The sequence below is a fragment of the Chryseobacterium sp. CBSDS_008 genome, from assembly GCF_049959325.1.
In the GTDB taxonomy this organism is placed as follows: Bacteria; Bacteroidota; Bacteroidia; order Flavobacteriales; family Weeksellaceae; genus Chryseobacterium.
On record NZ_CP188202.1, the window covers coordinates 2,844,617 to 2,870,049 of the forward strand.

At 38.9% G+C, this 25,433-nt stretch carries 16 protein-coding genes, 2 tRNA genes and 3 rRNA genes; 6 read left to right on the top strand and 15 right to left on the bottom strand.

The window, feature by feature from the left end; all coding sequences use genetic code 11:
• The first annotated feature begins 72 nt into the window (after positions 1–72).
• The 6 genes from ACP3T3_RS12825 to ACP3T3_RS12850 all read left to right on the top strand — a co-directional run bounded on the left by ACP3T3_RS12825 (position 73) and on the right by ACP3T3_RS12850 (position 7,938).
• Positions 73–2,418, top strand: coding sequence for a phosphocholine-specific phospholipase C (locus tag ACP3T3_RS12825; RefSeq protein ID WP_426476246.1), 2,346 nt, complete (start codon positions 73–75; stop codon positions 2,416–2,418).
• A gap of 186 nt (positions 2,419–2,604) precedes the next feature.
• On the top strand, positions 2,605–3,183 hold the full coding sequence (locus tag ACP3T3_RS12830; RefSeq protein ID WP_426476247.1) for a hypothetical protein: 579 nt from the start codon (positions 2,605–2,607) through the stop codon (positions 3,181–3,183).
• A 102-nt stretch (positions 3,184–3,285) separates the two neighbouring features.
• Positions 3,286–4,086, top strand: a complete 801-nt coding sequence (locus ACP3T3_RS12835; protein ID WP_426476248.1) for a WxL protein host-binding domain-containing protein — start codon at positions 3,286–3,288, stop codon at positions 4,084–4,086.
• On the top strand, positions 4,079–6,829 hold the full coding sequence (locus ACP3T3_RS12840; protein WP_426476249.1) for a hypothetical protein: 2,751 nt from the start codon (positions 4,079–4,081) through the stop codon (positions 6,827–6,829). The genes ACP3T3_RS12835 and ACP3T3_RS12840 overlap by 8 nt, the downstream gene beginning before the upstream one ends.
• Complete coding sequence (locus tag ACP3T3_RS12845) at positions 6,826–7,359, top strand: hypothetical protein (RefSeq protein ID WP_426476250.1); 534 nt, start codon at positions 6,826–6,828, stop codon at positions 7,357–7,359. The genes ACP3T3_RS12840 and ACP3T3_RS12845 overlap by 4 nt, the downstream gene beginning before the upstream one ends.
• A gap of 9 nt (positions 7,360–7,368) precedes the next feature.
• Positions 7,369–7,938 (top strand): hypothetical protein, encoded by a 570-nt coding sequence (locus ACP3T3_RS12850; protein WP_426476251.1) that lies wholly within the window; start codon positions 7,369–7,371, stop codon positions 7,936–7,938.
• Positions 7,939–8,588: 650 nt separating this feature from the next.
• On the opposite strand, the gene rrf is transcribed toward ACP3T3_RS12850, so the two are convergent.
• The 15 genes from rrf to ACP3T3_RS12925 all read right to left on the bottom strand — a co-directional run bounded on the left by rrf (position 8,589) and on the right by ACP3T3_RS12925 (position 25,411).
• Positions 8,589–8,696 (bottom strand): 5S ribosomal RNA (gene rrf, locus ACP3T3_RS12855).
• 156 nt (positions 8,697–8,852) lie between these two features.
• Positions 8,853–11,610: ribosomal RNA gene (locus ACP3T3_RS12860) — 23S ribosomal RNA — on the bottom strand.
• Positions 11,611–11,763: 153 nt separating this feature from the next.
• Positions 11,764–11,837: transfer RNA gene (locus ACP3T3_RS12865), tRNA-Ala, on the bottom strand.
• Between the two features lie 91 nt (positions 11,838–11,928).
• Positions 11,929–12,002 (bottom strand) — tRNA-Ile (locus ACP3T3_RS12870).
• A 218-nt stretch (positions 12,003–12,220) separates the two neighbouring features.
• A 16S ribosomal RNA gene (locus ACP3T3_RS12875) occupies positions 12,221–13,737 on the bottom strand.
• The 16S, 23S and 5S rRNA genes sit together here with 2 tRNA genes alongside, the layout of an rRNA operon.
• Before the next feature lie 586 nt (positions 13,738–14,323).
• Positions 14,324–15,004 (bottom strand): hypothetical protein, encoded by a 681-nt coding sequence (locus tag ACP3T3_RS12880; protein ID WP_426476252.1) that lies wholly within the window; start codon positions 15,002–15,004, stop codon positions 14,324–14,326.
• 7 nt (positions 15,005–15,011) lie between these two features.
• On the bottom strand, positions 15,012–15,875 hold the full coding sequence (rfbD, locus tag ACP3T3_RS12885) for a dTDP-4-dehydrorhamnose reductase (protein ID WP_426476253.1): 864 nt from the start codon (positions 15,873–15,875) through the stop codon (positions 15,012–15,014).
• 45 nt (positions 15,876–15,920) lie between these two features.
• Positions 15,921–16,406, bottom strand: coding sequence for an acyl-CoA thioesterase (locus ACP3T3_RS12890; protein WP_426476254.1), 486 nt, complete (start codon positions 16,404–16,406; stop codon positions 15,921–15,923).
• A 70-nt stretch (positions 16,407–16,476) separates the two neighbouring features.
• Positions 16,477–16,980 carry an OmpH family outer membrane protein gene (locus tag ACP3T3_RS12895; RefSeq protein WP_426476255.1) on the bottom strand — a complete coding sequence of 168 codons (504 nt, stop codon included), beginning with the start codon at positions 16,978–16,980 and terminating at the stop codon, positions 16,477–16,479.
• 65 nt (positions 16,981–17,045) lie between these two features.
• On the bottom strand, positions 17,046–17,600 hold the full coding sequence (locus ACP3T3_RS12900; protein WP_426476256.1) for an OmpH family outer membrane protein: 555 nt from the start codon (positions 17,598–17,600) through the stop codon (positions 17,046–17,048).
• Positions 17,601–17,608: 8 nt separating this feature from the next.
• Positions 17,609–20,143: a BamA/OMP85 family outer membrane protein gene (locus tag ACP3T3_RS12905; protein ID WP_426476257.1), complete on the bottom strand. Its 2,535-nt coding sequence runs from the start codon at positions 20,141–20,143 to the stop codon at positions 17,609–17,611.
• 27 nt (positions 20,144–20,170) lie between these two features.
• On the bottom strand, positions 20,171–20,920 hold the full coding sequence (locus tag ACP3T3_RS12910; RefSeq protein WP_426476258.1) for an isoprenyl transferase: 750 nt from the start codon (positions 20,918–20,920) through the stop codon (positions 20,171–20,173).
• Position 20,921: 1 nt separating this feature from the next.
• Positions 20,922–21,812, bottom strand: a complete 891-nt coding sequence (locus ACP3T3_RS12915) for a DUF6089 family protein (protein ID WP_426476259.1) — start codon at positions 21,810–21,812, stop codon at positions 20,922–20,924.
• A gap of 213 nt (positions 21,813–22,025) precedes the next feature.
• Positions 22,026–24,524, bottom strand: coding sequence for a polysaccharide biosynthesis tyrosine autokinase (locus tag ACP3T3_RS12920; RefSeq protein WP_426476260.1), 2,499 nt, complete (start codon positions 24,522–24,524; stop codon positions 22,026–22,028).
• A gap of 5 nt (positions 24,525–24,529) precedes the next feature.
• A complete protein-coding gene (locus tag ACP3T3_RS12925; protein WP_426476261.1) occupies positions 24,530–25,411 on the bottom strand; it encodes a polysaccharide biosynthesis/export family protein in 882 nt (293 codons plus the stop codon).
• Positions 25,412–25,433 lie beyond the last annotated feature (22 nt).

Sequence of the window (25,433 nt, forward strand, 5' to 3'; positions counted from 1 at the left end):
TTTTTATATAAAAACAAAGAAACCGCAGGAAAATCCTATTAACTTGCGGTTTCTTTCATATTACGATTGAACATGAACAGAAGAGAATTTTTAGAGAAATCAAGTCTTTTATTAGCGGGACTCGGAACTTCAGGTGTTCTGCATCCTTCTATTTTGAAAGCTTTAGCCATTGATCCGGCTGCCCGTTCTACATTTTATGATGCAGAGCATGTTGTTATCCTGATGCAGGAGAACCGTTCATTTGACCATGCTTTTGGTGCGCTTAAAGGAGTAAGAGGCTTTCTGGATAAAAGGGCTTTTATAAAACAGGACGGCCATTCCGTATTCTTTCAAAAGAACGATGAGGGAAAATATGCATCTCCTGCCCGCCTCGATTTAAGAAATACAAAATCTACGTGGATGAGCTCCCTGCCCCATTCATGGGCTGATCAGCAGAAAGCACTGAATAAAGGAAAATATGACCAATGGCTTCAGGCTAAAGCTTCAGGGAATAAAGAGTACAAGAATATTCCACTGACATTAGGCTATTATAACCGTGAAGATCTTCCGTTTTATTATCAGCTGGCAGATGCATTTACTATTTTCGATCAGTATTTCTGCTCTTCACTTACCGGGACTACACCGAACAGGTTATTCCTTTGGTCCGGAACCTTGAGGGAACAGCAAAACGGAAAAGTGAAAGCCAATGTTGTGAATGAAAATATTGATTATGACAAAGCAAGACAGGCAAAATGGAAAACTTTCCCGGAGATTTTAGAACAGCAGAATGTTTCGTGGAGAATTTATCAGAACGAAATCAGCCTTCCGAAAGGAATGTCCGGCGAGCAGGAAGCGTGGTTAAGTAATTTCACCGATAACCCGATTGAATGGTTTTCAAAATTCAACGTTAAGTTTTCAAAAGGATATTATCAAAATATTCCCAATATCATAGCTTATCTGAAAAAGGAGATTGAAAAAGATCCCAAGCAGAAAGAAAGACTGGAAGCCATGCTGGCTGAAGTTCAGGAAGATCAGGTGAAATACCATCCGGATAATTATTCAAAGCTTTCTAAGGAAGAAAAAAACTTGCACGAAAAAGCATTCACTACCAACTCCAACGATCCTGATTACTGGAAACTGGAAATCGGGAAAGATGAAAACGGAGAAAGGCTGGTTGTTCCTGAGGGCGATGTATTATTCCAGTTCCGCAAAGACGTGGAAGAGAAAAAGCTTCCCTTGGTTTCCTGGCTGGTAGCTCCCGAGCATTTCTCAGATCATCCGGGATCACCGTGGTATGGAGCATGGTATATTTCTGAGGTCTTAAATATTCTTACTAAAGATCCTGAAACCTGGAAAAAAACAATCTTCATCATTAATTACGATGAAAACGACGGATATTTTGATCACGTACTGCCTTTCGCCCCACCGGTAAACCCCAGCCAGCCAGTTGATATGAACGGGAAAGAAGGAGTAGAATATGTGGATAAATCCCAGGAATACATGTCTGATCCTTCTTTAAAAAATTATGAAAAAATAGAAGGAACTGTTGGATTGGGCTACAGAGTCCCTATGATTATTGCTTCGCCATGGACCAAAGGAGGTTTTGTAAATTCCGAGGTATCGGATCACACTTCAGTGCTGCAGTTTCTGGAGAAATTCATCATGAAGAAATTCAACAAGAATGTGCATGTTGACAATATCAGCGACTGGAGAAGAGCGGTATGCGGCGACCTTACTTCAGCATTTAATTCTTCCAGTATAAAAGCTCCACAGATGAATTATCTGGATCAGAAGGACTATGCCAAAACCATTAATGCAGCCAAAAACAAGCCTGTTCCGGATTTGAAATGGTATGCTGAAAATGAACTTAAGGATCACCTGCTTGACATTCAGGAAAGAGGTTTGAAACCATCCAATCCGCTGCCCTATCATTTTCATGTCAATTTGGAGGGAAACCATATAAAAATGTCCAATTTAAAAGAAAATGGAGTTCCGCTTTTGATCTATGACAGGACTCAATTTGACAGTAATGATTATCATTTTTCATATGCCTTATATTCCGGGCAGGAACTATCCCATGCTGTACATTCCGGGGCTTATGATTACGAAATTTTCGGTCCCAACGGCTTTTTCAGGAAATTTAAAGGTGATAATATTGCAGAAACTGAGGTTATTCTGACCAATATAACCTCAAAAAATCAGATTGAACTGACCATCAGAACTATCAAAAAGAAAAATATTTCTTTAAGTCTGGAAGACCTTTATACAAAAAATCAAAAAACAATTTCTGTACAAAAGCCGGAAGAAAAAATTATCATTGACCTTGATAAATATAAAGGCTGGTATGATTTGAAATTAACGTTAAACGATCATCTCTGGCATTTTGCAGGAAGAGTGGAAACCGGAAAAGTTTCTGTTTCTGATCCCCACTGGGCATAGAAAACGATTAAAATATCGATAATATCCTGTACAAATGAGTGCAGGATTTTTTATTTTACTCTAATGAAATATTCCCCAATTATAATGCATTACATAATGTAAATAATCATTAATATAAAATTTATAATATATTTTTTTCAAGATATTCTGAATTTCGTTATATTCACTTAACTAATTATTAGCATCATGAAAAAATTAAATTTAACTATTGCAGCGTCTTTATTTGCGTTTGCTCTATCCGGGAATCTGAGTGCGCAGGATACCAATACAGACAACCACACCGTTACAATTTCTATTCCCGAAGTTGCTTTGGTAGATATTGAACCAGCAGCCACGAAAAATATTACCCTTGGCTTTACAGCTCCTACGGAAGCAGGGAACCCTGTTATCCCGGCAGCCTCCGATACTACCTTATGGCTTAATTATTCTTCCATCAAATCTGTTGCAGACCCTACCCGTAACGTCAGCGTAAAAATGAATGCCATTATTCCCGGTGTGGATCTTCACGTAACAGCTGCGGCAGCTACCGGATCCGGTGCAGGAACACTAGGAACCTCTGCAGGTCTATTGACATTAAGTGCCGCTGACCAGACGATCATTTCAGGAATTGGAAGTGCTTATACCGGAAACGGAGCCAATAACGGACATAATCTTACCTATGCACTTGCTGCAGGAAGCGGCCCCGGAGGCGTAGCAGCTTATGCAGATTTACAAGCAACAGCCACTGTGGTAGCTACCGTTACCTATACGATATCTGACAATTAGAATTTAAATAAATTTTATGCTGTCTTTCAAAAACAAGAAGAAGTTGTTATTCAATTTCTTCCTGCTTTTGTATTACAATTAATTTAACTCCAAACTATCCCCATGATAAAGCGTATTCTTCTTTTGATCACCCTGATTTTGCAGTTCAGCTTTTTACATGCCGGCATTGTGATCCTCAACGGGCTTACGCATTCTTATAAAATAGAAAACGGAAAGGTTTACAAAGGAAAAGTTGCCATTGAAAACACAAGCAGCAATCCTCAGAGTGTAAAATTATTTTTACAGGATTATACCTACCATGCTGATGGAACCATCAATTATACAGCATTACGCACTAATAGCCGCAGTAACGGAGATTGGATAAAGCTCAACACCAATCTGGTTACTCTTAAAGGTAAAGAAAAGACTGAGATATTTTATGAAATAACAGTTCCCAATCAGGCAATGGATCCGGGAAGCTATTGGAGTATTATCATTGTAGAGCCTGTAGAGGAAATAAAGCCCAGTGACAAAAAACCGGGAGTGAGCATCACTTCTGTAATACGATATGCAATTCAGGTTATTACTGATTTTGAAACTGAAAGGGCAAGACCGGACCTTAAATTTGAAAGTGTAAAGGTAGAAAAACAGGAGGGCAAGCAAACGGCAAAGATCGCTATAGCCAATAATGGCAATCTATACTGTAAACCTACAGCGGTCATTGAAATCTATAACCGAAAAACGGGTGAAAAAGTAGGTACGTATTCAAGCTTAACAATGGGATTGTTGCCGAACACTTCCAAAACATTTTTCATTGACATCAGTAAAGTACCACCGGATAAGTACAAAGCCGCCATAATAGCTACCGATGAAGAGGAGAATGCATTTGCACTCAATGTGGAATTAGAAGTAAAAAATGATTAAAACCTGGACATTATTTATTATCCTATTATTATTCCCGGCATTTATTTTTTCTCAACAGCAATCCAACCGATTGATCAGTAAAAAAGATAGTTTAATGCCGGGAATGTCAACTTCTATTCCCTTTACATTAGAAAATAATTCAGCTGAAAGCAAGACTTATGATATTTCAGTTGCTACATCAAGTCCGTCCATTAATCCTATTCTGGCAAAAGGGGAATTTCAGATGGCTCCTTATGAAACATCCGTATATCTGGTTCCGCTGCGTGTTGGGGCAGAAACGGGGCAAGGCACCTATTCTGTAACATTAAACATTACTGACCGCAACGGAATATCATTTGCAAAAAGTTCAAAAATTACCGTTTCCGGAAACAGCAGTCTTTTGGTTACAGCTTTAAATACACCCGAATTTGTGAGAGCCGGAGAAACAATCAGGGCCTCTTTTCTTTTAAAAAACAATGGTAATATAACCGAGAAACTTGTGCTGGGAAGTAAAAATGCAATTGTTGATAATGAGTCATCACTGGTATTGGCTCCCAATGAATCAACAATTATTACCATTCATAAAGTAACAAGTCCTGAACTCGCCCAAAATGAATTTCAGAACCTTAATCTTTCGGTACGCTCAAAGAATAATCCCAAAGAAAATCAGGATGTTTATGCAAGTACTCAGGTTATATCAGTAAAGCCAACTGAAAACGATATTTATCACAGACTTCCTGTTGCTGTTTCATTATCTTTCATTGGCATGCAGAATCTGGGTGTTTATAATGACGGCTTTCAGGGAGAGATCTACGGTAAAGGGACACTTGATAAAGACAATAAAAATCAGATTGAATTCAGAGCGGTCACCCATAATCCGGTAGAGCTCAATACATTTACCCAGTATGAAGAATATTTTGTGAATTATAAACGGGACAATTTTTTCCTTCATCTCGGTGATAAAACCTATTCATCCTCCTATCTTACAGAATTTGCAAGATATGGCCGTGGGGCGGAAATCCGCTATGATTTTAATAAAGTGAGCTTTGGCGGATTTTATAATCACCCCAGGTTCTTCAGAGATATTAAAGATGAATTTAATATGTATTCTACCTTTAAAATCCGGAAAGAGTCTGAAATTTCTGTAGGATATCTCTATAAAACTCCAGGAAAGGAAGAAGTCAGATATGGGGATGTAAAACTTGACTCAGACGCCCATCTTCCCTATGCTAAGGGAAAATTTAAAGTTTCAAAAAATATTAACCTGTCGGGAGAATTGGCGTACAGTACTACACAGAAAACTGATGGAACAGCCTATTTATTTCAGGCTGATGCCGTTTTTAAAAAACTGAACGGAAGTTTAATGTACATGAGAGCCAGCCCTGATTTTGCCGGATACTTTACCAATACGAATACCTTTAATGGTAATATTTACTACACTATCACCAAAAAAATAAGTGTATTTGCCAATTATATGCAGGATGCTAAAAATTTCCAGAGAGATACTCTGCTGCTCGCAGCCCCTTACAGAAAGTATTTTCAATATGGCGTGCAATACAGATACCTGCCCAGCGGTTTCGTTATTTTTAACAATGGCTATCAAGCCTATAAAGACCGGTTAGAACCCAAACAGTTTGATTATTATGAACGTTATTTCAAAGTGAGTATAAATCAGCAGATCGGAGTATTTCAGATAAATCTGGACGGGCAATTGGGTAAAACAGATAACTATCTGACAGGATTTAGGGGTAATTCAAGTTTTTATTCCGCAAATCTTTCCTTTCAAAAATTCAGAACATCATTTAATATTTTCGGAAGCTATGCCATCAGCTCAAGATATCAGCTCAAAAATCAGAAAAACCTTTATTACGGAGCCAGGATCTTCAGCCGGTTTTCCGACAAGACCAGCTTAAGTATTTTTTATCAGAACAATTATATGCCTGAAGAATATTTTAAAGACAGAAATCTGTTTGAACTTCTTTTTCACCAGCAATTATTTCCTGGCAATGAGCTTGATCTATCCGGACGATATTCATTGCAAAGAGGCGAAATCGGAAATAAAGATTTCATATTTTCCATGCGTTATACCTGGCGGCCCAACGTTCCGGTGCAGAAAACGGCGGAATATACTTCGTTATCGGGAAATATCAGCAACCTGGGGATAAAAAAGACCGAAGGAATACGATTAATGCTTGGAAGTTATCTCTCCATTACGGATAAAGATGGAAATTATATGTTTAAAAATGTTATTCCTGACAACTATTTCCTTGAAATAGACCGTTCAACAACAGAAATCAATGACATTCCGACTCAAACTTTTCCTGCAGCTCTTTCATTAATAAATAAAGAAAATACATTTAACTTCGGACTGACAACAGCTTCTAATGTTCAGGGGCACGTCAAATTCTTAGAAACAGGAGAAAAAGATCAACCCGATTTTGGGCAGCTGACAGCTGGGAAAGACAAGAAAAAAAGAGAAAGTATTATTGTGGAAGCTACCAATAATGATCAGACCTACCGCAAGATATGTTTCATAGGAGAAGATTTTGACTTTACCTATCTCAGACCCGGCGACTGGACCGTTAAAGTATACCGTAACGGACTGGATAAACGCTATAAAATTTCAACTGACAGGTTTCAGTTTACGTTACAGCCCGCAGAAATAAAGAAATTGAGCATCAATGTTGTTAAACAGCAGATAGAAATAAAATACCAGCAGGAATCCCTGAAAGTAGGATATAATGATATAAAAAAGAAGAAATGATTCTGATCCGTTCCATAATATTAATAGCATTGTTTATTGCATCTGGCTCAATCTATTCCCAGACTGCGAGTACCACTGTCAGCTTAACATTACCTGTTGTAACTTTAATGGATATTGAACCTACAGGAAGTATTACTTTGAATTTCACAGCTCCTACAGAAGCCGGAAATGCTCTGGGGACTCCAACTCCCAATACTTCAAAATGGATCAACTATACCTCTGCCATTACTCCCGGAGGATTGACCAGAAAAATTACAGCTTCTGTAAATAAAACTATTGCCGGCGTCAATATAAGACTGCAGGCAGCTTCTGCTTCCGGAGCTGGAGGGGGAACATTGGGAACATCTGCAGGACAGGTTATCCTTACCACCACTCCTGTTACCATTATCAGCGGTATTGGAGGAGCGTATACCGGAAATGGAGCTAACAATGGCCATGCGCTTACGGTTTCACTTGCCACAAATACGTATGCTAATTTACAGGCACAGGCCAATACAGCTATCGTCATCACCTACACTATTACAGAATAAAATTTAAAAATGAAAATCAAAAGTCCCTTTTTCAAAGAACAATTCTTAAAAAGATATCTATACATTATTGCATTAATAGTGGGTGGCTATCTTCAAGGGCAAACCATAAATATTGCAGGGACCAGCTGGACGGTCAGCGTACCTACCATTACTGAGGCTGGTACTAACTATGCGGGAACCTACGATAATCCTAGCCAGCTTGTGTTATCCGGTAATTTACCCGGTTCTTTTCTGAACCTTCTTACAAGTTCAGGGGCAAGGATCAGTATGAACTATGTTCCTACTTCCTGGAACAGTGCTCTGAAGCTTTATGCAAAAAGAAGTGGGGGTACCACTAAAATCAACGGCCTTTGTGTAGCTTGCAGTGCCACTATTACTGGCGGAAATGTTAATTTCGTGGAAATACCGCAAGCCGGCTCGGCAACACTTTCAACAATTACATTTAGCGGATTATTAGGGCTCGGCAACAGTGTAGATTATTCAGCTATTAATGTACAATTAGAAATAGGTGGTGTTTCTGTAACAATTCCTGCAACAACTTATAGTGCACAGATAGTTTTTACAATTGGAGCTAACTAAGCACGTGCGGATAAGATTGAAAAATCAAAATGTCATAAAATTAATGAACCGTTTCTTTGCAGAGGCGGTTTTTGTTTTTCTTTAGCTTTAAATAAGATGGATTCTGAAGCATTATTAAGTCTTTGATGTAGAACAAAAACTACTTCATCAATAATAAAGGATTTAAGGTCTTAAATAGCACCTGAAAAGTATTATGAGTTAAGATAAACCGGGTTTCGGATATGAATATTCACATTCTGTATCTTCAGCACATTATTTATATGGAATGAGAACAAACCATACTCCTACATTTTAGCCGAAACCAGCCTGCTTTATCAAACACATAATCATTATATGCATAATCATCTGTGTCAATCTGTGCCATCTGTGGTTAAAAATAAAAACAATTCAACAGGAACGGGCTGTAGCCAAAACTTATAATTGAGTTAATCCTATTAACTGAAGAAAAATAATAAGTACAATAATGCCAGTAAAGAATGGAAGCTGGAGGCGGGAAGCGGGAAGCGGGAAGCTGGAAGAAGATGGATGTATGAGCCTGGATTACTCATTACTCATTACCCATTGCCCATTAAGTTGAGCGGTTTGGGTTGGGTATAAGCCAAAAAAAATCCTTTATCATTTAAGATAAAGGATTTTAAAAATAAAATAAAAACTGGCGGCGGCCTACTCTCCCGCGTTAGCAGTACCATCGGCGCTGGTGGGCTTAACTTCTGTGTTCGGAATGGGAACAGGTGAGCCCCACCGCTAAAACCACCCTAAAGAAGGTATATAAGATATCAGAGGCTGGATTTCAGATTTCAGACTTTAAGTCTGCTATCTGAGGTCTTATACCTGACATCTGGTTTATCGATAAAAACTTTCACAAAGACAAAACCTTCAATGCACATAAAGCACCTGGTTTAATAGTAACCATAGACTATAAATCTACGGGTAATTAGTACTACTTGGCTATGACATTACTGTCTTTACACCTATAGCCTATCAACGTCGTCATCTACAACGACCCTTAAAAGATGTCTCATCTTGAGGCGAGTTTCGCACTTATATGCTTTCAGTGCTTATCTCTTCCAAACGTAGCTACTCAGCGGTGCACCTGGCGGTACAACTGATACACCAGAGGTTTGTTCAATTCGGTCCTCTCGTACTAGAATCAAGCCCTCTCAAACATCTAACGCCCGCAATAGATAGAGACCGAACTGTCTCACGACGTTCTGAACCCAGCTCGCGTGCCACTTTAATGGGCGAACAGCCCAACCCTTGGGACCTTCTCCAGCCCCAGGATGTGACGAGCCGACATCGAGGTGCCGAACCTCCCCGTCGATGTGAGCTCTTGGGGGAGACTAGCCTGTTATCCCCGGAGTACCTTTTATCCTATGAGCGATGGCCCTTCCATACGGAACCACCGGATCACTATGTCCTGCTTTCGCACCTGATCGACTTGTAGGTCTCACAGTCAAGCACCCTTATGCCATTACACTCTACGCACGGTTACCAAGCGTGCTGAGGGTACCTTTGAAAGCCTCCGTTACTCTTTTGGAGGCGACCACCCCAGTCAAACTACCCACCACGCAATGTCCTTCTGAAAGAAGTTAGGCTCCAAGTAAGTAAAGGGTGGTATTTCAACGTTGGCTCCACAAACACTAGCGTGCCTGCTTCAAAGCCTCCCACCTATCCTACACATTACTTACTCAAAGTCAATACGAAGTTATAGTAAAGGTTCACAGGGTCTTTTCGTCCCATTGCGGGTAATCGGCATCTTCACCGATACTACAATTTCACCGAGCTCGTGGCTGAGACAGTGCCCAGATCGTTACACCATTCGTGCAGGTCGGAACTTACCCGACAAGGAATTTCGCTACCTTAGGACCGTTATAGTTACGGCCGCCGTTTACTGGGGCTTCAGTCAATGCCTTCGATTTAACTCTAAGCACCTTCCTTAACCTTCCAGCACCGGGCAGGTGTCAGACCCTATACAGCATCTTTCGATTTAGCAGAGTCCTGTGTTTTTGATAAACAGTCGCCTGGGCCTCTTCACTGCGGCCACCATTGCTGATGGCGTCTCTTCTTCCGAAGTTACGAGACTATTTTGCCTAGTTCCTTAGCCACGACTCACTCGAGCACCTTAGGATTCTCTCCTCGACCACCTGTGTCGGTTTTGGTACGGGTTGCTTCACTTCGGCTTTTCTTGGATCAGATTACACTACAGCAGCTTCGCCCGAAGGCTAGGCCTTGACTATTCCGTCAGTCTTTAGCAGCTACATCCAACCGTCCCCTTTTTAGTGTGAGCAAGTATGGGAATATTAACCCATTGTCCATCCACTACCCCTCTCGGGTTCGCGTTAGGTCCCGACTAACCCTCAGCTGATTAGCATGGCTGAGGAAGCCTTGGTCTTTCGGTGAGCAGGTTTCTCGCCTGCTTTATCGTTACTTATGCCTACATTTTCTTTTCTATCCGCTCCACAATACCTCACGATACTGCTTCGGCGCAAATAGAATGCTCTCCTACCAGATATATTTTAAATATAAATCCATAGCTTCGGTAATATGTTTATGCCCGATTATTATCCATGCCGGACCGCTCGACTAGTGAGCTGTTACGCACTCTTTAAATGAATGGCTGCTTCCAAGCCAACATCCTAGCTGTCAATGCAGTCCAACCGCGTTGTTTCAACTTAACATATATTTTGGGACCTTAGCTGTTGGTCTGGGTTCTTTCCCTCTCGGACATGGACCTTAGCACCCATGCCCTCACTGCCGCAGAACATTTATTAGCATTCGGAGTTTGTCAGGAATTGGTAGGCGATGAAACCCCCGCATCCAATCAGTAGCTCTACCTCTAATAAACTTTGTTGCGACGCTGCACCTAAATGCATTTCGGAGAGTACGAGCTATCTCCCAGTTTGATTGGCCTTTCACCCCTACCCACAGGTCATCCGAAGACTTTTCAACGTCAACCGGTTCGGTCCTCCACTCTGTGTTACCAGAGCTTCAACCTGCCCATGGGTAGATCACAAGGTTTCGCGTCTAATCCTACTAACTATGCGCCCTATTCAGACTCGCTTTCGCTCCGGCTCCGGTACTTAATACCTTAACCTCGCTAGTAAAATTAACTCGTAGGCTCATTATGCAAAAGGCACGCCGTCACAGCTTTACGCTGCTCCGACCGCTTGTAGGCGTACGGTTTCAGGTTCTATTTCACCCTTCTATTCGAAGTGCTTTTCACCTTTCCTTCACAGTACTTGTTCACTATCGGTCTTTCAGGAGTATTTAGCCTTGGAGGATGGTCCCCCCATATTCAGACAGGATTTCACGTGTCCCGCCCTACTCATTTATCATCAAAATATGCCTTTCATATACAGGGCTATCACCTTCTACGGCTGTTCTTTCCAGAACATTCTATTAAACATATAACGACTTTTGGGCTAATCCGCTTTCGCTCGCCACTACTTACGGAATCTCTTCGATTTCTTTTCCTCCGGGTACTTAGATGTTTCAGTTCTCCGGGTTTGCTCCTCCTAAGAGGTGACATATCTTCAATATGCCGGGTTGCCCCATTCGGACATCTGCGGATCTATTCGTGTGTGCCAATCCCCGCAGCTTTTCGCAGCTTACCACGTCCTTCTTCGCCTCTGAAAGCCTAGGCATCCGCCATACGCCCTTAACGATTTCTTTCCTATTGGTTACTCAAGCGCTTTATGCGCTCGGTTTTCTCTTTGTGATGTCTTTACCGTTAATGTCAATGATCTTAATGTCTTTCTTTTGGTTTAGTAAACAATTGTTGTTTTTGGCTCCAATCGTCACTTTCAAACTAAACCTCCAAAACTGTGGAGAATAAGGGAGTCGAACCCTTGACCTCCTGCGTGCAAGGCAGGCGCTCTAGCCAGCTGAGCTAATTCCCCCTCTAGTTGAGTGGGTGAGTGAAGGTCTTAGAGCGTTTGAGCCTTAAACCCTTATACTCTAATACTATCAAACTCCTGTACTCAAAATTAGTAGTCTCGGGCAGGCTCGAACTGCCGACCTCTACATTATCAGTGTAGCGCTCTAACCAGCTGAGCTACGAGACTTCATTATTAATTTTAAATTTTAAATTGAAAATTTTAAATGATTATTTAAATCTAAAATCTATAATTTATAATCTAAAATCTCTCTATCCCTTTACTAATTTCTAGTGGGTTTTGTATTTTTTAATATAACCAACCAAACAAAAAACTAAAGCTTTACTTTAAGTAAGTACTTGTATCTTGCGATACTAATTTTGTTTATCGTCCTAAAAGACGCTCTAAAATGAGATGTTCCAGCCGCACCTTCCGGTACGGCTACCTTGTTACGACTTAGCCCTAGTTACCTGTTTTACCCTAGGCAGCTCCTGTTACGGTCACCGACTTCAGGTACCCCAGACTTCCATGGCTTGACGGGCGGTGTGTACAAGGCCCGGGAACGTATTCACCGCGCCATGGCTGATGCGCGATTACTAGCGATTCCAGCTTCATAGAGTCGAGTTGCAGACTCCAATCCGAACTGAGACCGGCTTTCGAGATTTGCATCACATCGCTGTGTAGCTGCCCTCTGTACCGGCCATTGTATTACGTGTGTGGCCCAAGGCGTAAGGGCCGTGATGATTTGACGTCATCCCCACCTTCCTCTCTACTTGCGTAGGCAGTCTCACTAGAGTCCCCAACTTAATGATGGCAACTAGTGACAGGGGTTGCGCTCGTTGCAGGACTTAACCTAACACCTCACGGCACGAGCTGACGACAACCATGCAGCACCTTGAAAAATGTCCGAAGAAAAGTCTATTTCTAAACCTGTCATTTCCCATTTAAGCCTTGGTAAGGTTCCTCGCGTATCATCGAATTAAACCACATAATCCACCGCTTGTGCGGGCCCCCGTCAATTCCTTTGAGTTTCATTCTTGCGAACGTACTCCCCAGGTGGCTAACTTATCACTTTCGCTTAGTCTCTGAACCATAAAGCCCAAAAACGAGTTAGCATCGTTTACGGCGTGGACTACCAGGGTATCTAATCCTGTTCGCTCCCCACGCTTTCGTCCATCAGCGTCAGTTGTTGCTTAGTAACCTGCCTTCGCAATTGGTGTTCTAAGTAATATCTATGCATTTCACCGCTACACTACTTATTCCAGCTACTTCAACAACACTCAAGACCCGCAGTATCAATGGCAGTTTCACAGTTAAGCTGTGAGATTTCACCACTGACTTACGAGTCCGCCTACGGACCCTTTAAACCCAATAAATCCGGATAACGCTTGCACCCTCCGTATTACCGCGGCTGCTGGCACGGAGTTAGCCGGTGCTTATTCGTATAGTACCTTCAGCCAGATACACGTATCTGGGTTTATCCCTATACAAAAGAAGTTTACAACCCATAGGGCCGTCGTCCTTCACGCGGGATGGCTGGATCAGGCTCGCACCCATTGTCCAATATTCCTCACTGCTGCCTCCCGTAGGAGTCTGGTCCGTGTCTCAGTACCAGTGTGGGGGATCACCCTCTCAGGCCCCCTAAAGATCGCAGACTTGGTGAGCCGTTACCTCACCAACTATCTAATCTTGCGCGTGCCCATCTCTATCCACCGGAGTTTTCAATATCAAGTGATGCCACTTAATATATTATGGGGTATTAATCTTCCTTTCGAAAGGCTATCCCCCTGATAAAGGCAGGTTGCACACGTGTTCCGCACCCGTACGCCGCTCTCAAGTCTCCGAAGAGACTCTACCGCTCGGCTTGCATGTGTTAGGCCTCCCGCTAGCGTTCATCCTGAGCCAGGATCAAACTCTCCATTGTATGTTTGTCTGACTCACTCAAAGTTTTTTAACGCTTTAGTTTTTCCTTACTTGGTTGTTATATTGTATGTCAATGATCTTTTTATCTTTCGCTTTTCAACGAAGCACTCTTCTCTGTCAGTGGCGCTCCGCATTTGCGAGTGCAAAAGTAAAACTTTATTTTGATTTGACCAAATGTCCTGAAAGAAAATTTTAAAGTTTTTTAAGTAACCTTAACCCCTTCCATAACCCTCAATCTCTCTACTCCTGCGCTCCCTGTTTGGGACTGCAAAGATACAAACTCTTTTTTAACCCGCAACTTTTTTTTGTGAAAAGTTTTTGATGTTTTTTCGCTCGTCTCTTTTTGGAAGTAATATCGTCTCTGCCTATCTAAAGGCTCTTCTGCGCTACTGAATCTCTCTCGTTTTTCAGTGCGGCAAAGATAGCAACTTCTTACAACGCAAACAAATTTATTTAACTTAAATTTCATATTCCCTTCATATGGAACCCTAACCAACTGAAATAAAGTGAGAAAAATTTTAAACAGAATGCATTTAATTTAAATTTATTTAAAACCAGATCACAAATAGAACGGCAATAATTGATTTTTACGGATTACTTTCTTTATATATTACGCTCAAAAATTCTGCATAGGATTTTTCCAGGCCAATAATATCGCCAGATTTTAAGTTTAAACCTCCTACTCCTGAGTTGTCTGATTTTACTTTTAAAGATGAAACCTGAAAATAAAGATTGTCATCATTGGCTTTTGGCTGAACTTTTATTGTAGATCCCAAAAGCTTTCTTGTTGAAATTGTATAGATTTCCCCAGGAACAACTTTTAATTTAAAAAATGATCTGGGAGAGATGGTATAGTCTTTACGATTGATACTTATTTTCTGATCTTTTTCAGAGGATGCAAATATGTACATCTCGCCATGCCGGGCGGCCAGTTTTTCTTTAGGCGTATAATATAAAGCAATCTTATAATTGGCAGCATTGAATGACTGAGCACTTCCATCCACGTTTTCGAAAGGCCTTAATTCAAAAGTATTGGCACCGATCTCTTTTGCTTTTTTATATACCAAAGAAAATACGAGTGCATCATCTTTTGAAAATCCCTGTACTTCTACTTCTCCTAAATAAACAGCATCTGATGTGGTATCCTCTTTTCTAAAGAAGAATTTATCTGAGTTATCATTTGTTTTTTCAACTCTGGTCATATAAACATTCTGTGCGCTCCACAGCTGGATGCATAATACGGAAAAGAGGATTGCAATATTCTTCATATATATATTATTGGTGTGAAAGTATTTCAACACATTCTTCGAGACTGTTTTCCCAATGTCTGGGCTCTATTTTATAAGTCTCTTCTATTTTATCCAAAGACATTGTACTTCTTACAGGTCTTCTGGCCGGAGTGGGATACTGCTCGGTTGTTAACGGATTTAGTTTTACTGGTGACTTTGAGAACTCAGCAATTTTCTTGGCAAATTCAAACCAGGTTGTTTCCGGATAGTTTGAGAAGTGGAAAATTCCATAGGTTTTACGCGGAGCCTGGATGATTTGCATAATTGCCTCTGCCAGATCGTTTGCATTGGTTGGCTGTCCAAACTGATCTGCAACAATTCCTAATTCTTGTTTTTGAGAGAACAGGTTCAGCATTGTTTTCACAAAGTTTTTATTGAATTCTGAATACAGCCATGAAGTTCTCAGAATAATGGTTTGGGGATTTATTTCCAGGGCAAGCTCTTCTCCTTTTCTTTTTGATTCTCCATATGCTCCTATCGGATTGGTAAAATCATCTTCGGAGTAGGGAAGATTTGTAGCGCCATCAAAAACATAGTCTGTAGAAACATGAATCAACACAGATTTATAATCTGCACATGCCTGAGCAAGATGAGCTACCCCATCAGCATTTACCGCAAAAGCTTTTTCTCTTTCATTCTCTGCGAGGTCAACAGCTGTATATGCTGAAGCATTGATGCAGTAATCAGGTTTGTTATCATAAAAGAAATCGTTCACCTGCTCTTCATTGGTAACATCTAAAGTGGATGAGTCTGTAAATAAGAATTCATATTGATGTTCAAAGTCAGGAGCTATCTTTTTTATGCAGTTTCCTAATTGCCCATTACTACCTATTACTGCTATTTTTTTCATTTGTTTATTATTATTTTAAATTGGAGTTTTCAATAAGAATTGTGGTTATGAGTTTTTGGCATTCTGAGATCTCAAGAACTTCACTCTTGACTGGAAGTCTTTCTGGATGAGATCTACATAGAACTTATCAAAAATCTCTTTGATATCCTGAGGATGAACTTCAGATTTTCTTGTTTTAACATTGAAATAAATAACAGTCACCCAAAGTACAGCATGGATTGTTTTTTCATCTAAGCTTTTCATCAGAATTTCGACTTTTGCTGTTCTATCCTGTACATCGATGGTTTTGCTGCTGATGACGACCTGTGTGTTATATTTTACTTCTTTTAAATAAGCTATTTCATTTTGAATGGCAATCCAGGTACAGCCGGTTTTCTTGGTATATTCTTCATAGGTAAATCCATAAAATGTTTCTACATGATCTTCCCGGGCATTGAACATATAATCAAGGTATTTTACATTATTCAAATGTCCGATCGGATCGCAGTCACTAAACCTCACTTTGACCGTAGTTGATACTTCTTTTTCCATTCCGCAAAAATAAAAAAACCACCTCTAAAAGAGGCGGTTAGTTTTATAAATCTTTGTTAATTTGCTGAAATTATTGAATTCCTAATTCTTTCTTTACAGCTGCTGTTGCATCTGGGCCTGCTTTATAAAGGAATGCTGTAGAGTTGGCATCCATAACATAATCATATCCATTAGCTTTAGCTACTTTTTCTACGGCATCATTTAGCTTTTTCTCAATAGGTCCGAAAGCTACGTCTTGCTTAGACTGTAGATCTTTTTGAGCTTTCTCCTGCATTTGCTGAATTTCTTCAGCTAATTTTTTCATTTCAGCTTCTCTTGCTGTGTTTTCGTCAGCTGTTTTCTTAGGAGCTTCTGTTTGATATTGCTGATATTTAGTTTGAGCTGCGTCAGCTTTTTTCTTGATCTCAGCTTGTTTTGTATCTAAGAATGTTTTAAGATCAGCATCTGCTTTCTTTTTCTCCGGCATAGCGTTAAGAACTCCCATTACATCTAAAGTAGCAATTTTTTGAGCTTTTGCCATACCTACAGATACAACCATCATTACTGCTGCAAATAATACACTTAATTTTTTCATAACTGGTAAATAAATAATTTAATTTGTTTTTAGATTTTAAAATATAGCAAAAGTTAATTCTTTAATTATTTTTTGCTTTTGCTATTTGTTTTTTCCTTTTTGTCTGTTCCTTTCAATAGAATGGACAATACTTTTTCAGTGTAATCATATTTTGACTGAAGGAAAATAACACTAATGTTATTGCTTTTATCAAGAACTATGCCCAAGCCATTTTTTTCGGACATTGTTTTGATGGCTCCCCAGATCTGATCCTGAAAAGGCTGAACCAGATTTGTTCTCAGTTTTGTAATTTCACCGTTAGCCCCAAAACGTAGGCTGGTTGTTGTTTTAATATTTTTATCGAGGTCTGTTACTTCTTTTTCCCGAAGCTTAAGCTGGTCCCCTATCAATAAAACTTTTTCACTTTCAAAAGCAGCTTTTTTTCTTTCATATTCAGTCTGAAGGCTTTGAAGTTCAGACTCCCAGGTATCGATCTGAGAATTTAATCTGGCTTCAGCTTCTTTATACTGAGGTAATTTATTTAAAATTTCATTAGTATCCACTACACCGATTTTCTGGGCATTGTTCAACCCAAAAAATAAGAGTAATGCGAATGTGAAAATTATTTTAAAGTGCTTCATATTTATAATTATAATGTTTGGTTCATCAAGAAGTGATTTCTCCATCCGGACTTATCACCTGATAATGTCTTATCAAGACCAAGTGCAAAGTCAAATCCGATCAATCCAAATGCTCCCATATACACTCTTACCCCGACTCCGACTGATCTTTTCAACTGGAAAGGGCTGTAAGAACTCCAGGAGTTCCATACGTTACCTCCTTCAGCGAATGTCAATGCATAGATTTTTGCAGTCTGGCTCATTGAGATCGGGTATCTTAATTCTAAAGTAAATCTGTTATAGAGTGTACCTCCTCCTCTCTGGGTAATATCTTCTGCCTGGCCTCCTTCTGTACTGGCATTTTCATACCCTCTTAAAGGAATCAATTCTCTACCGTCATATCTACCTCCGAAAAGACCTGTACCTCCCATATAGAATCTTTCAAATGGCGGAGCTCCCAGCTGGCTGTTATATCCATCCATGAATCCCATTTCAGCAGAAGATCTCAGGACAAGTTTTCCAATGATTTCATTGTACACATCTGCTTTAAATTTGATTTTATAGAATTCCATCCACTTATACTTGTCAATTGCTGACATTGTGGAATAATCTTTCTTCTTAAACAATGAGTATGGAGGAGTCAGTTTTGCTGAAAGCTCGATATTGGATCCCATTGTCGGGAAAATAGGGTCAATCCCTGCAGAGTTTCTGCTCAATCCCAGGTTGATACTGAAGTTATTGGCAGTACCGTTATTTTCTGTAGTATCTCCAAACTGGAACGGATAGTTGTTAAAGTCATATTTCTGAAACTGTAACCCGGTATAAAGTGAGAAGTAATCATCCGGCCAGTTTAACAGTCTGTTTAATCCTACTGAAGCAGAGAAGATATTCAGCTTCTGAGCTGCTCCGTACTGATCTGTATATCTTACCCTGGAGTTGTTTAAACTTACAGAAAGGGCTGTAGCTCTTGTACCAAATAACCAAGGTTCTGTAAATGATACGCCATAGTTCTGGAAATACTGTCCTGCCTGAACCTGAATAGAGAACGTTTGACCGTCTCCCTGCGGTACCGGCTTGAAGTCTTTAAACTTCAGGAAATTCTTTAATGAGAAATTATTAAATGTCAATCCTAAAGTACCGATGAAACTGTTACCACCGTAACCTGCCTGTAACTGAACCTGAGAAGATCCTTTTTCTACCAGTTTCCAGTTAATATCAACGGTATTATCCACCTGGTTAGGCTGAATATCCTGACCGATCTGCTGAGGGTCAAAGAATGACATCCCTGCCAGATCGAAATACGTTCTTTTAATTTCCGTTTTCTTGAACAGTTCTCCCGGTTTTGTTCTCAGTGCTCTCAGAATAACGTGGTCATGGGTTGTCGTGTTCCCCTGCCATGTTACTTTATTCCAGGTAGCCTGTTCTCCTTCATTAATTCTAACTTCAAGGTTTACGTTATCTCCTGATACTGATTTCTCAACAGGGGTAACATTGGAGAAAAGATAACCATTATTCATGTAAACAGACTTGATATCTGAATCATCTTCTTTACCTCCGTCTTCCCCAACTTTTTTGTTGAATCCTACAGCATCGTAAATATCCCCTTTCTTATATCCTAATAATCTTTGTAAATATTCTGTAGAGTATACGGTATTACCCGTGAACGTAACGTCCCCGATATAATATTTTTTACCTTCGTTAAGTTTTACATTGATTTCGTAGTTATTTCTTTTATTTCTCCATACTGAGTCTGAAACGATTTTGGCGTCTCTATATCCCAGGGAGTTGTAATAACTGATAAGGCCTTGCTTATCTTCCTGGTATTTATCTTCAATGAATTTTGAGGATTTCAGAATACCGCCGATACCGAAACGTTTTTGTTTAGTTTCTTTGAAAGCCTTATTTCTAAGTTTTCTGTCGGTTACATTTTCGTTCCCTTCAAATTCAATATGGTCAATTTTAATTCTTTTCCCTTTATCTACATTGATTGTCCAGTCTACCAACGCAGGATCTCCTGCATTTACTTTATCCTGGATAGAAATTTTGGCATCTGCAAAACCTTTTTTAATATAGTCTTTAGGAACGTTGGTTTTAAGGCTTGAAACCAAATTCTGTGTGATTTTGGTTCCCGGTTTAAGGTTATTATCCTTTGCCAGTTTTTCGCTTTTAGATTTACCGATTCCTTTTCCTGTAAATTTAACTTCTCCAAGCTCTTTCAGATCCTGCAGGTAAAATTTCAGAACGATCGTCTGTCCTTCAATGCTTTGAACATAAACCTCCACTTCAGAAAAAGATTGGGTATCCCAAAGTTTTTTTACAGCATTGCTGATTTTCTGGCCTGGGATGTCTACACTTTCTCCTTTTGTAAGGCCTGTAAATCTTAAGATCTGAGCTGGTGTATATTTTTTTACCCCATCTACAACGATGTCTTTAAGTGTATAAGTTCCTGCCTCATTTTCTGCGTGGACAGCATTATTTACTTTTGTGCTGTCTTGTGGAGTTACTTGTCCATAAAAATGTGCAGAAGCAGCAAACATAATGATGGGTAATAGTCTAAACTTCATTTTATCGAGTCTTTCTTTTCTTAATTTTTATTGGCCTTTTACTTGCTCTCCGGTTAAACCGTATCTTCTTTCCTTGTTTTGATAATCAACAATACACTGGAAGAAAATATCTTTGGTGAAATCCGGCCACAGAACATTTAAAAACTGTAATTCTGCATAAGCGATCTGCCAAAGCAGGAAATTGCTTATCCTTATTTCACCGCTGGTTCTGATCAGTAAATCTACAGGAGGAAAATCTTTTGTATAAAGATAGCTTTCGAATAAGTTTTCGTTTATGTTTTCTATCTCTACTTTTCCTTCTTTTACATCAGAACTTATATTTTTTACGGCTTGCAGTATTTCATTTTGTGAGCCATAGCTTATAGCCAATACAAGGTTTCCTTTTGTGTTTTCTTTTGTAAGTTCTACCACACGTTCCAGCTGTTCTTTTACTAATGAAGGCAGCTTTTCCAAATTCCCTATAACATGCATCCTTAATCCTTTGCTGAAGATCTCTTCTGCTTCAAGCAGCAAGGTCTCTACCAACAGATTCATAAGCGTATTCACTTCTTCGGCCGGACGGCTCCAGTTTTCTGAAGAGAATGTGTACAATGTTAAGTAAGGGATATTGATCTCATTGCAGGCATTAATGGCATTTCTTACAGCATTAATGGCATTTTTGTGACCGAAAGTTCTTTCTTCGCCACGAGATTTTGCCCATCTTCCATTACCATCCATAATGATGGCTACGTGTTTCGGTAAATTCTCAGAATTTATTTTATCTTTAATCAACGACATATTATTCACAATAACATGGAGGTCTTCCGAACGAATAGGTGAGTCCTAAACTGAATGTATTTATCCAGTCATTAGATCTCCCATCTCCAATATTTCTCTTTTTAATAAACTCTGCTTCTCTTTCTTTAGAAACTGCATAGTAATTTCCTGACTGTAATAATGAACCGCCGGTAGCAGGATCCAAAATATCAGCATTAAAAGAAGTCTTTACATCTTTGGAAAGGATCTTACTGTGATCCAACTGATCCGTCAATGTATATCTGAATGTAGCTTCTGCAAATATAGCCCAGGAATGGTTGAATTTATACTTCAGACCTACACCAAAAGGGATATGCATCGTTACTTTTTTCCCTAATGAATAATCTGTTGTAGTCGTAAAATCCAATTCATTGATCGGAGCCTGCGCCACTCCATCAGCATCCCTTCTGAAGTCATTCACAAGAGTAGCTTTAGGAGCATCAAACATCAAAGCACCGATACCTCCGAAAATGTAAGGACTCAGCATGCTGATCTGCTCATTATTTACAGGGAAAAAGTTATATTCAAACATTAAACTCGCCTCATACACATTATTTTTTCCGTATGAGTTTCTATTTCTTCTATAATCTTCTTTCGCAGCTTTATCACTAAACTGGATCTGGTTGTACCCTAAATCCAATCTAACGGTTTGATGCGGGTTAAAATTAAATCTATATAATAAACCACCATAAAACGGGATACCCCAATCTGATGTTCTGCTTAAATCCAACGGCTTTTGTAAAATATAATTTGTCCTTCCTACATCTCCCACTAGGTTACTCATACCTAGACGAACTCCCAATTCGTTTCTTTGTGCTTTAACACCTACCACTCCAAGGAAGGCAAGGAAGCTAAACAATAATTTTTTATTCATAAAAGAATATGGATTTATGGTTATTTTAAAATTTAATTTTTGCAAATATAAAACATTTTTATATTAATGATAATCTTAATGTTTAGTTAAAAATAAACAAAAAAACATAATTTGTTATAAAGTAAACGGCAAAGTGGCAAAAATATTCTTTTTTTCATAGAATGAAAACACTCTACATATTAAAAAACCCCCATTAAATGAGGGTTTAATGCTTTATTTTTTATTAAATAATACCTGTACTTTATTTCTGATCCTTATCAATAATGGCTCTTTATAATTTTTATCTTCATCAAAATAACCGTAGCCATATCCATAGCCATACCCGTAGCCATATCCATACCCCTGCTTTATATTATAGTCATTATAAACCAGCCCCAAATTATTAACTTCATCATTATGATATTTTTCCGTAATCATTTTCAGCATGTACTTTTCTGTGTATTCATGGCGTACAACATAAATATTGGCATCAGAATACTTCATCAGCTCATAGGAATCTGCCACTAGCCCTGCCGGTGGTGAATCTATAATAATGAAATCGTATTTTTCTTTAAGTTCTTCTATAAACTTAATATTTTTCTGGCTCATTAAAAGCTCAGATGGGTTGGGAGGAATAGGTCCTGAAGTAGCAACGTCAAGATTCGGGATCTTTGTTTTGTTGATAATCTGATCAATTCCCACTTCTCCTGTCAGGTAGTTTGAGATCCCATATTTATTATCAATCTTAAAATCACCAAAGATTTTTGGTTTTCTAAGGTCCATCCCCAATAAGATTGTTTTTTTATCACTTAAACCTATTACAGATGCCAGATTGATAGAAATATAAGTTTTTCCTTCTCCTCCAATGGAGGATGTAATCAAAATAACTTTCCCTTTTTCACTTTCATTATCCATCAGGAATCTCATATTTGCTCTTATTCCCCTGAAGGCTTCTGATACGGAAGATTTTGGCTGCTCCAGAACGGTAAGCATATTTTCATTGCTGTTATTTCCGATTACTCCAAGAAGCGGAATCTTCGTAGCGGCTAAAAGTTCTTTGATATTTCTGATCTTGCTGTCAAACACTTCGCCAACAAAGATAAATAATAGCGGAAGCAGCAACATTCCTGAGATAATAGCGGTCTTTGCTAGCTTTATATTGGGTGCAATAGGTCTTTGTCCTAAGTTTTTAGCCGGGTCAATCACTGTAATATCAGATTGATTGGTTGCCATTCTCATTCGGGTATCGCTCTGTCTTCCCAACAGGCTATTATAAGTGGCTTCAATCATATTATAGCCTCGCTCTGCATCAAGATATTTTCTTTCTTTTTCAGGATAAGAAGCTAAATCTGAATTGGCTCCTGAAATATCACGATCAATTTTGCTGATCTCTTCATAATATCTGTTATAATATCCTCTTAAGCTGTTGGACGATCCCATTCTTGCTTCATCAATAAGCCTGTTGATTTCTCTCATTGGTTCTGATGACGGCTTATAAATAGTAGCCATTTCAGCTTTTTTTGCATATAAGGCTTTAAGTTCAGAAACCGTTGCTGAAAATACTCCATCTTCAAAGCCGGCAGCATTGGTCCCGATCATTTTATCAAAACTTTGAGACTGCAGCGAGTTTTTGATATTGTTCAGAGAATTGATTTTACTGATGATATCTGCTTTTTTTGCTTCCAGTTCTTTTATTTTATCGAGAGATTTTTCGTCCCTGTCTTTAATGTTATAAAGCTTTTCTGAAGTTTTTAAATAATTAAGTACATTCGCACTGGAATCAAGCTTTTTACGGATATTATCCAGATTATCTTTTAAAAAGACTTCTGTATTCTTATTAACAATATTTTTATCAGCCAACCTCTTTTTTTGCAGCTCAGCAACAGATTTATTAAGGAAATTAACTGTTCCGTTAAGGTTATACCCTTTTTTAGTAATAATCATAATAGACTTGATTTCTTTATCAAAGTCTACACCTGTGGTAGAAACAATTTCGTTTACGCTTTCATTTACTGAGTTCAGGCTTACAATAATATTATCCAGCTTGATTTTAGTAGGAAAAGGATTCCTGAGCAGTCTGAATCTCAGGTTAGGAGAATTATACCACTCATTGATTTTAATAACTTTATCTGCTGGTCTACTATATGAATTGATACTCTGGAAACCTTCAACTTCATAATTATATAAGTTCGTGGATTCTCCTTCTTCGGGCAAAATCACCTGATAGGCTTCATCTCCTTTGGGTATCAGGGTTATCGGGTAATTAATCTGTTGAAGATGTTTTTTATCAATCTGAAGAAAGATGGGTGAATCATCTTTGTCCAGATAAGTAGATTTGATGAGTCCTTTCGTAGAATAATTTACAAAAAGGTCCAATTCTTTCACTAAAAATTCATTGTGCGATCGGGATAAAAGCATCTTTTTCAGATAAAGCCCATCCTGATTTCCTGTATCTCCCCAAATGAAATTAATTGACTGGTTAGACTGTGTTGGCAGAAATTCAGAACCTTTATTGGAAGTACTTAGTGATAATTCGGATGCATAAATATTTTGTGCATAGTATTTACTGTATACCCATGCAATGGCATAGCCGATAATGAACATGAATGCAAACCAGTACCAGTTCTTAAGAATTCTTCTTAAAAAATGCTCTAAATCAAATAATGCAAAAGACCCATACTTTTCTTTCTGAGAATTATTTTTCTCTGCAGCGGTTACTCTTTCTGGAATCATAGCATTTAAAGTTTTTGCAGGATTGTATATAATGTCAATGCTGTTGTGAATGCAGTCACAGCAGTAAGCAATGTCTGAATAGGATCTTTTCCAAACCCATTCAAGCTCTTTCTTCTTGTATTAAGATAGATTTCGTCTCCGTTCTGCACATAATAGAAGGGAGAGTTCATAATATCTTCGCGGGTAAGATCTATTTTGGCAATTTTGATTCCTTCCGGAAGTTTTCTGTGGATAATGATTTCTTTTTTGTCGATCGTTCTGTTCAACCCTCCATTGATGGCCAAAGCTTCAGTAATCGTAAGGGTATTTTTATGGGCAACTTTTTCTCCTGAGAGTCCTGTAGTTTCTACATCACCAAGAATGTAATAAGTAATACCGTCTGTGTTCAGCCTTACTTCAGATTTACCTTCCTGGAAATTTTCATTTACTTTTTCCTGAATTTCTTTTCTAATATCATCTAATGTTCTTCCTTCTGCTTTTACATATCCTATTCCAAAAATATTGATATCACCGTTGGAGTCAACTTTCAGTCCATTAAAATAAAAATTCATATTACCTCCTCTGCTTAAGCCGGAATTAGAGCCACCGCTCCCTACTGAGCCACCGCCAGATGTGGCAGAATTTGCCACGCTTCCACCACCGATTCCTCCAGAGGAATTGTAAGAAGAATAAAATTGTGCGGCATCCCCTTTGGGAGTGGTCACAATATTAAGATTAAGGATATCATTTTTGGTAATCCTATACACAGGAATGTTATAGGGAACAAGCCCTTCTTCGTTAATCACAAGACTCTCACTTGGCTGCAGATATCTTACATCCTTTGTTGTGATACATGAGGTAACTAAAAGAGGGAATATTAAAAATAAATATTTAAAATTTTTCATCATATTATATAATATTATTTACAAA

Coding starts and splice junctions, on each gene's coding strand:
- ACP3T3_RS12825 (WP_426476246.1), top strand. CDS start 73: ATGAACAGAAGAGAATTTTTAGAGAAATCAAGTCTTTTATTAGCGGGA.
- ACP3T3_RS12830 (WP_426476247.1), top strand. CDS start 2,605: ATGAAAAAATTAAATTTAACTATTGCAGCGTCTTTATTTGCGTTTGCT.
- ACP3T3_RS12835 (WP_426476248.1), top strand. CDS start 3,286: ATGATAAAGCGTATTCTTCTTTTGATCACCCTGATTTTGCAGTTCAGC.
- ACP3T3_RS12840 (WP_426476249.1), top strand. CDS start 4,079: ATGATTAAAACCTGGACATTATTTATTATCCTATTATTATTCCCGGCA.
- ACP3T3_RS12845 (WP_426476250.1), top strand. CDS start 6,826: ATGATTCTGATCCGTTCCATAATATTAATAGCATTGTTTATTGCATCT.
- ACP3T3_RS12850 (WP_426476251.1), top strand. CDS start 7,369: ATGAAAATCAAAAGTCCCTTTTTCAAAGAACAATTCTTAAAAAGATAT.
- ACP3T3_RS12880 (WP_426476252.1), bottom strand. CDS start 15,004: ATGAAGAATATTGCAATCCTCTTTTCCGTATTATGCATCCAGCTGTGG.
- rfbD (WP_426476253.1), bottom strand. CDS start 15,875: ATGAAAAAAATAGCAGTAATAGGTAGTAATGGGCAATTAGGAAACTGC.
- ACP3T3_RS12890 (WP_426476254.1), bottom strand. CDS start 16,406: ATGGAAAAAGAAGTATCAACTACGGTCAAAGTGAGGTTTAGTGACTGC.
- ACP3T3_RS12895 (WP_426476255.1), bottom strand. CDS start 16,980: ATGAAAAAATTAAGTGTATTATTTGCAGCAGTAATGATGGTTGTATCT.
- ACP3T3_RS12900 (WP_426476256.1), bottom strand. CDS start 17,600: ATGAAGCACTTTAAAATAATTTTCACATTCGCATTACTCTTATTTTTT.
- ACP3T3_RS12905 (WP_426476257.1), bottom strand. CDS start 20,143: ATGAAGTTTAGACTATTACCCATCATTATGTTTGCTGCTTCTGCACAT.
- ACP3T3_RS12910 (WP_426476258.1), bottom strand. CDS start 20,920: ATGTCGTTGATTAAAGATAAAATAAATTCTGAGAATTTACCGAAACAC.
- ACP3T3_RS12915 (WP_426476259.1), bottom strand. CDS start 21,812: ATGAATAAAAAATTATTGTTTAGCTTCCTTGCCTTCCTTGGAGTGGTA.
- ACP3T3_RS12920 (WP_426476260.1), bottom strand. CDS start 24,524: ATGATTCCAGAAAGAGTAACCGCTGCAGAGAAAAATAATTCTCAGAAA.
- ACP3T3_RS12925 (WP_426476261.1), bottom strand. CDS start 25,411: ATGATGAAAAATTTTAAATATTTATTTTTAATATTCCCTCTTTTAGTT.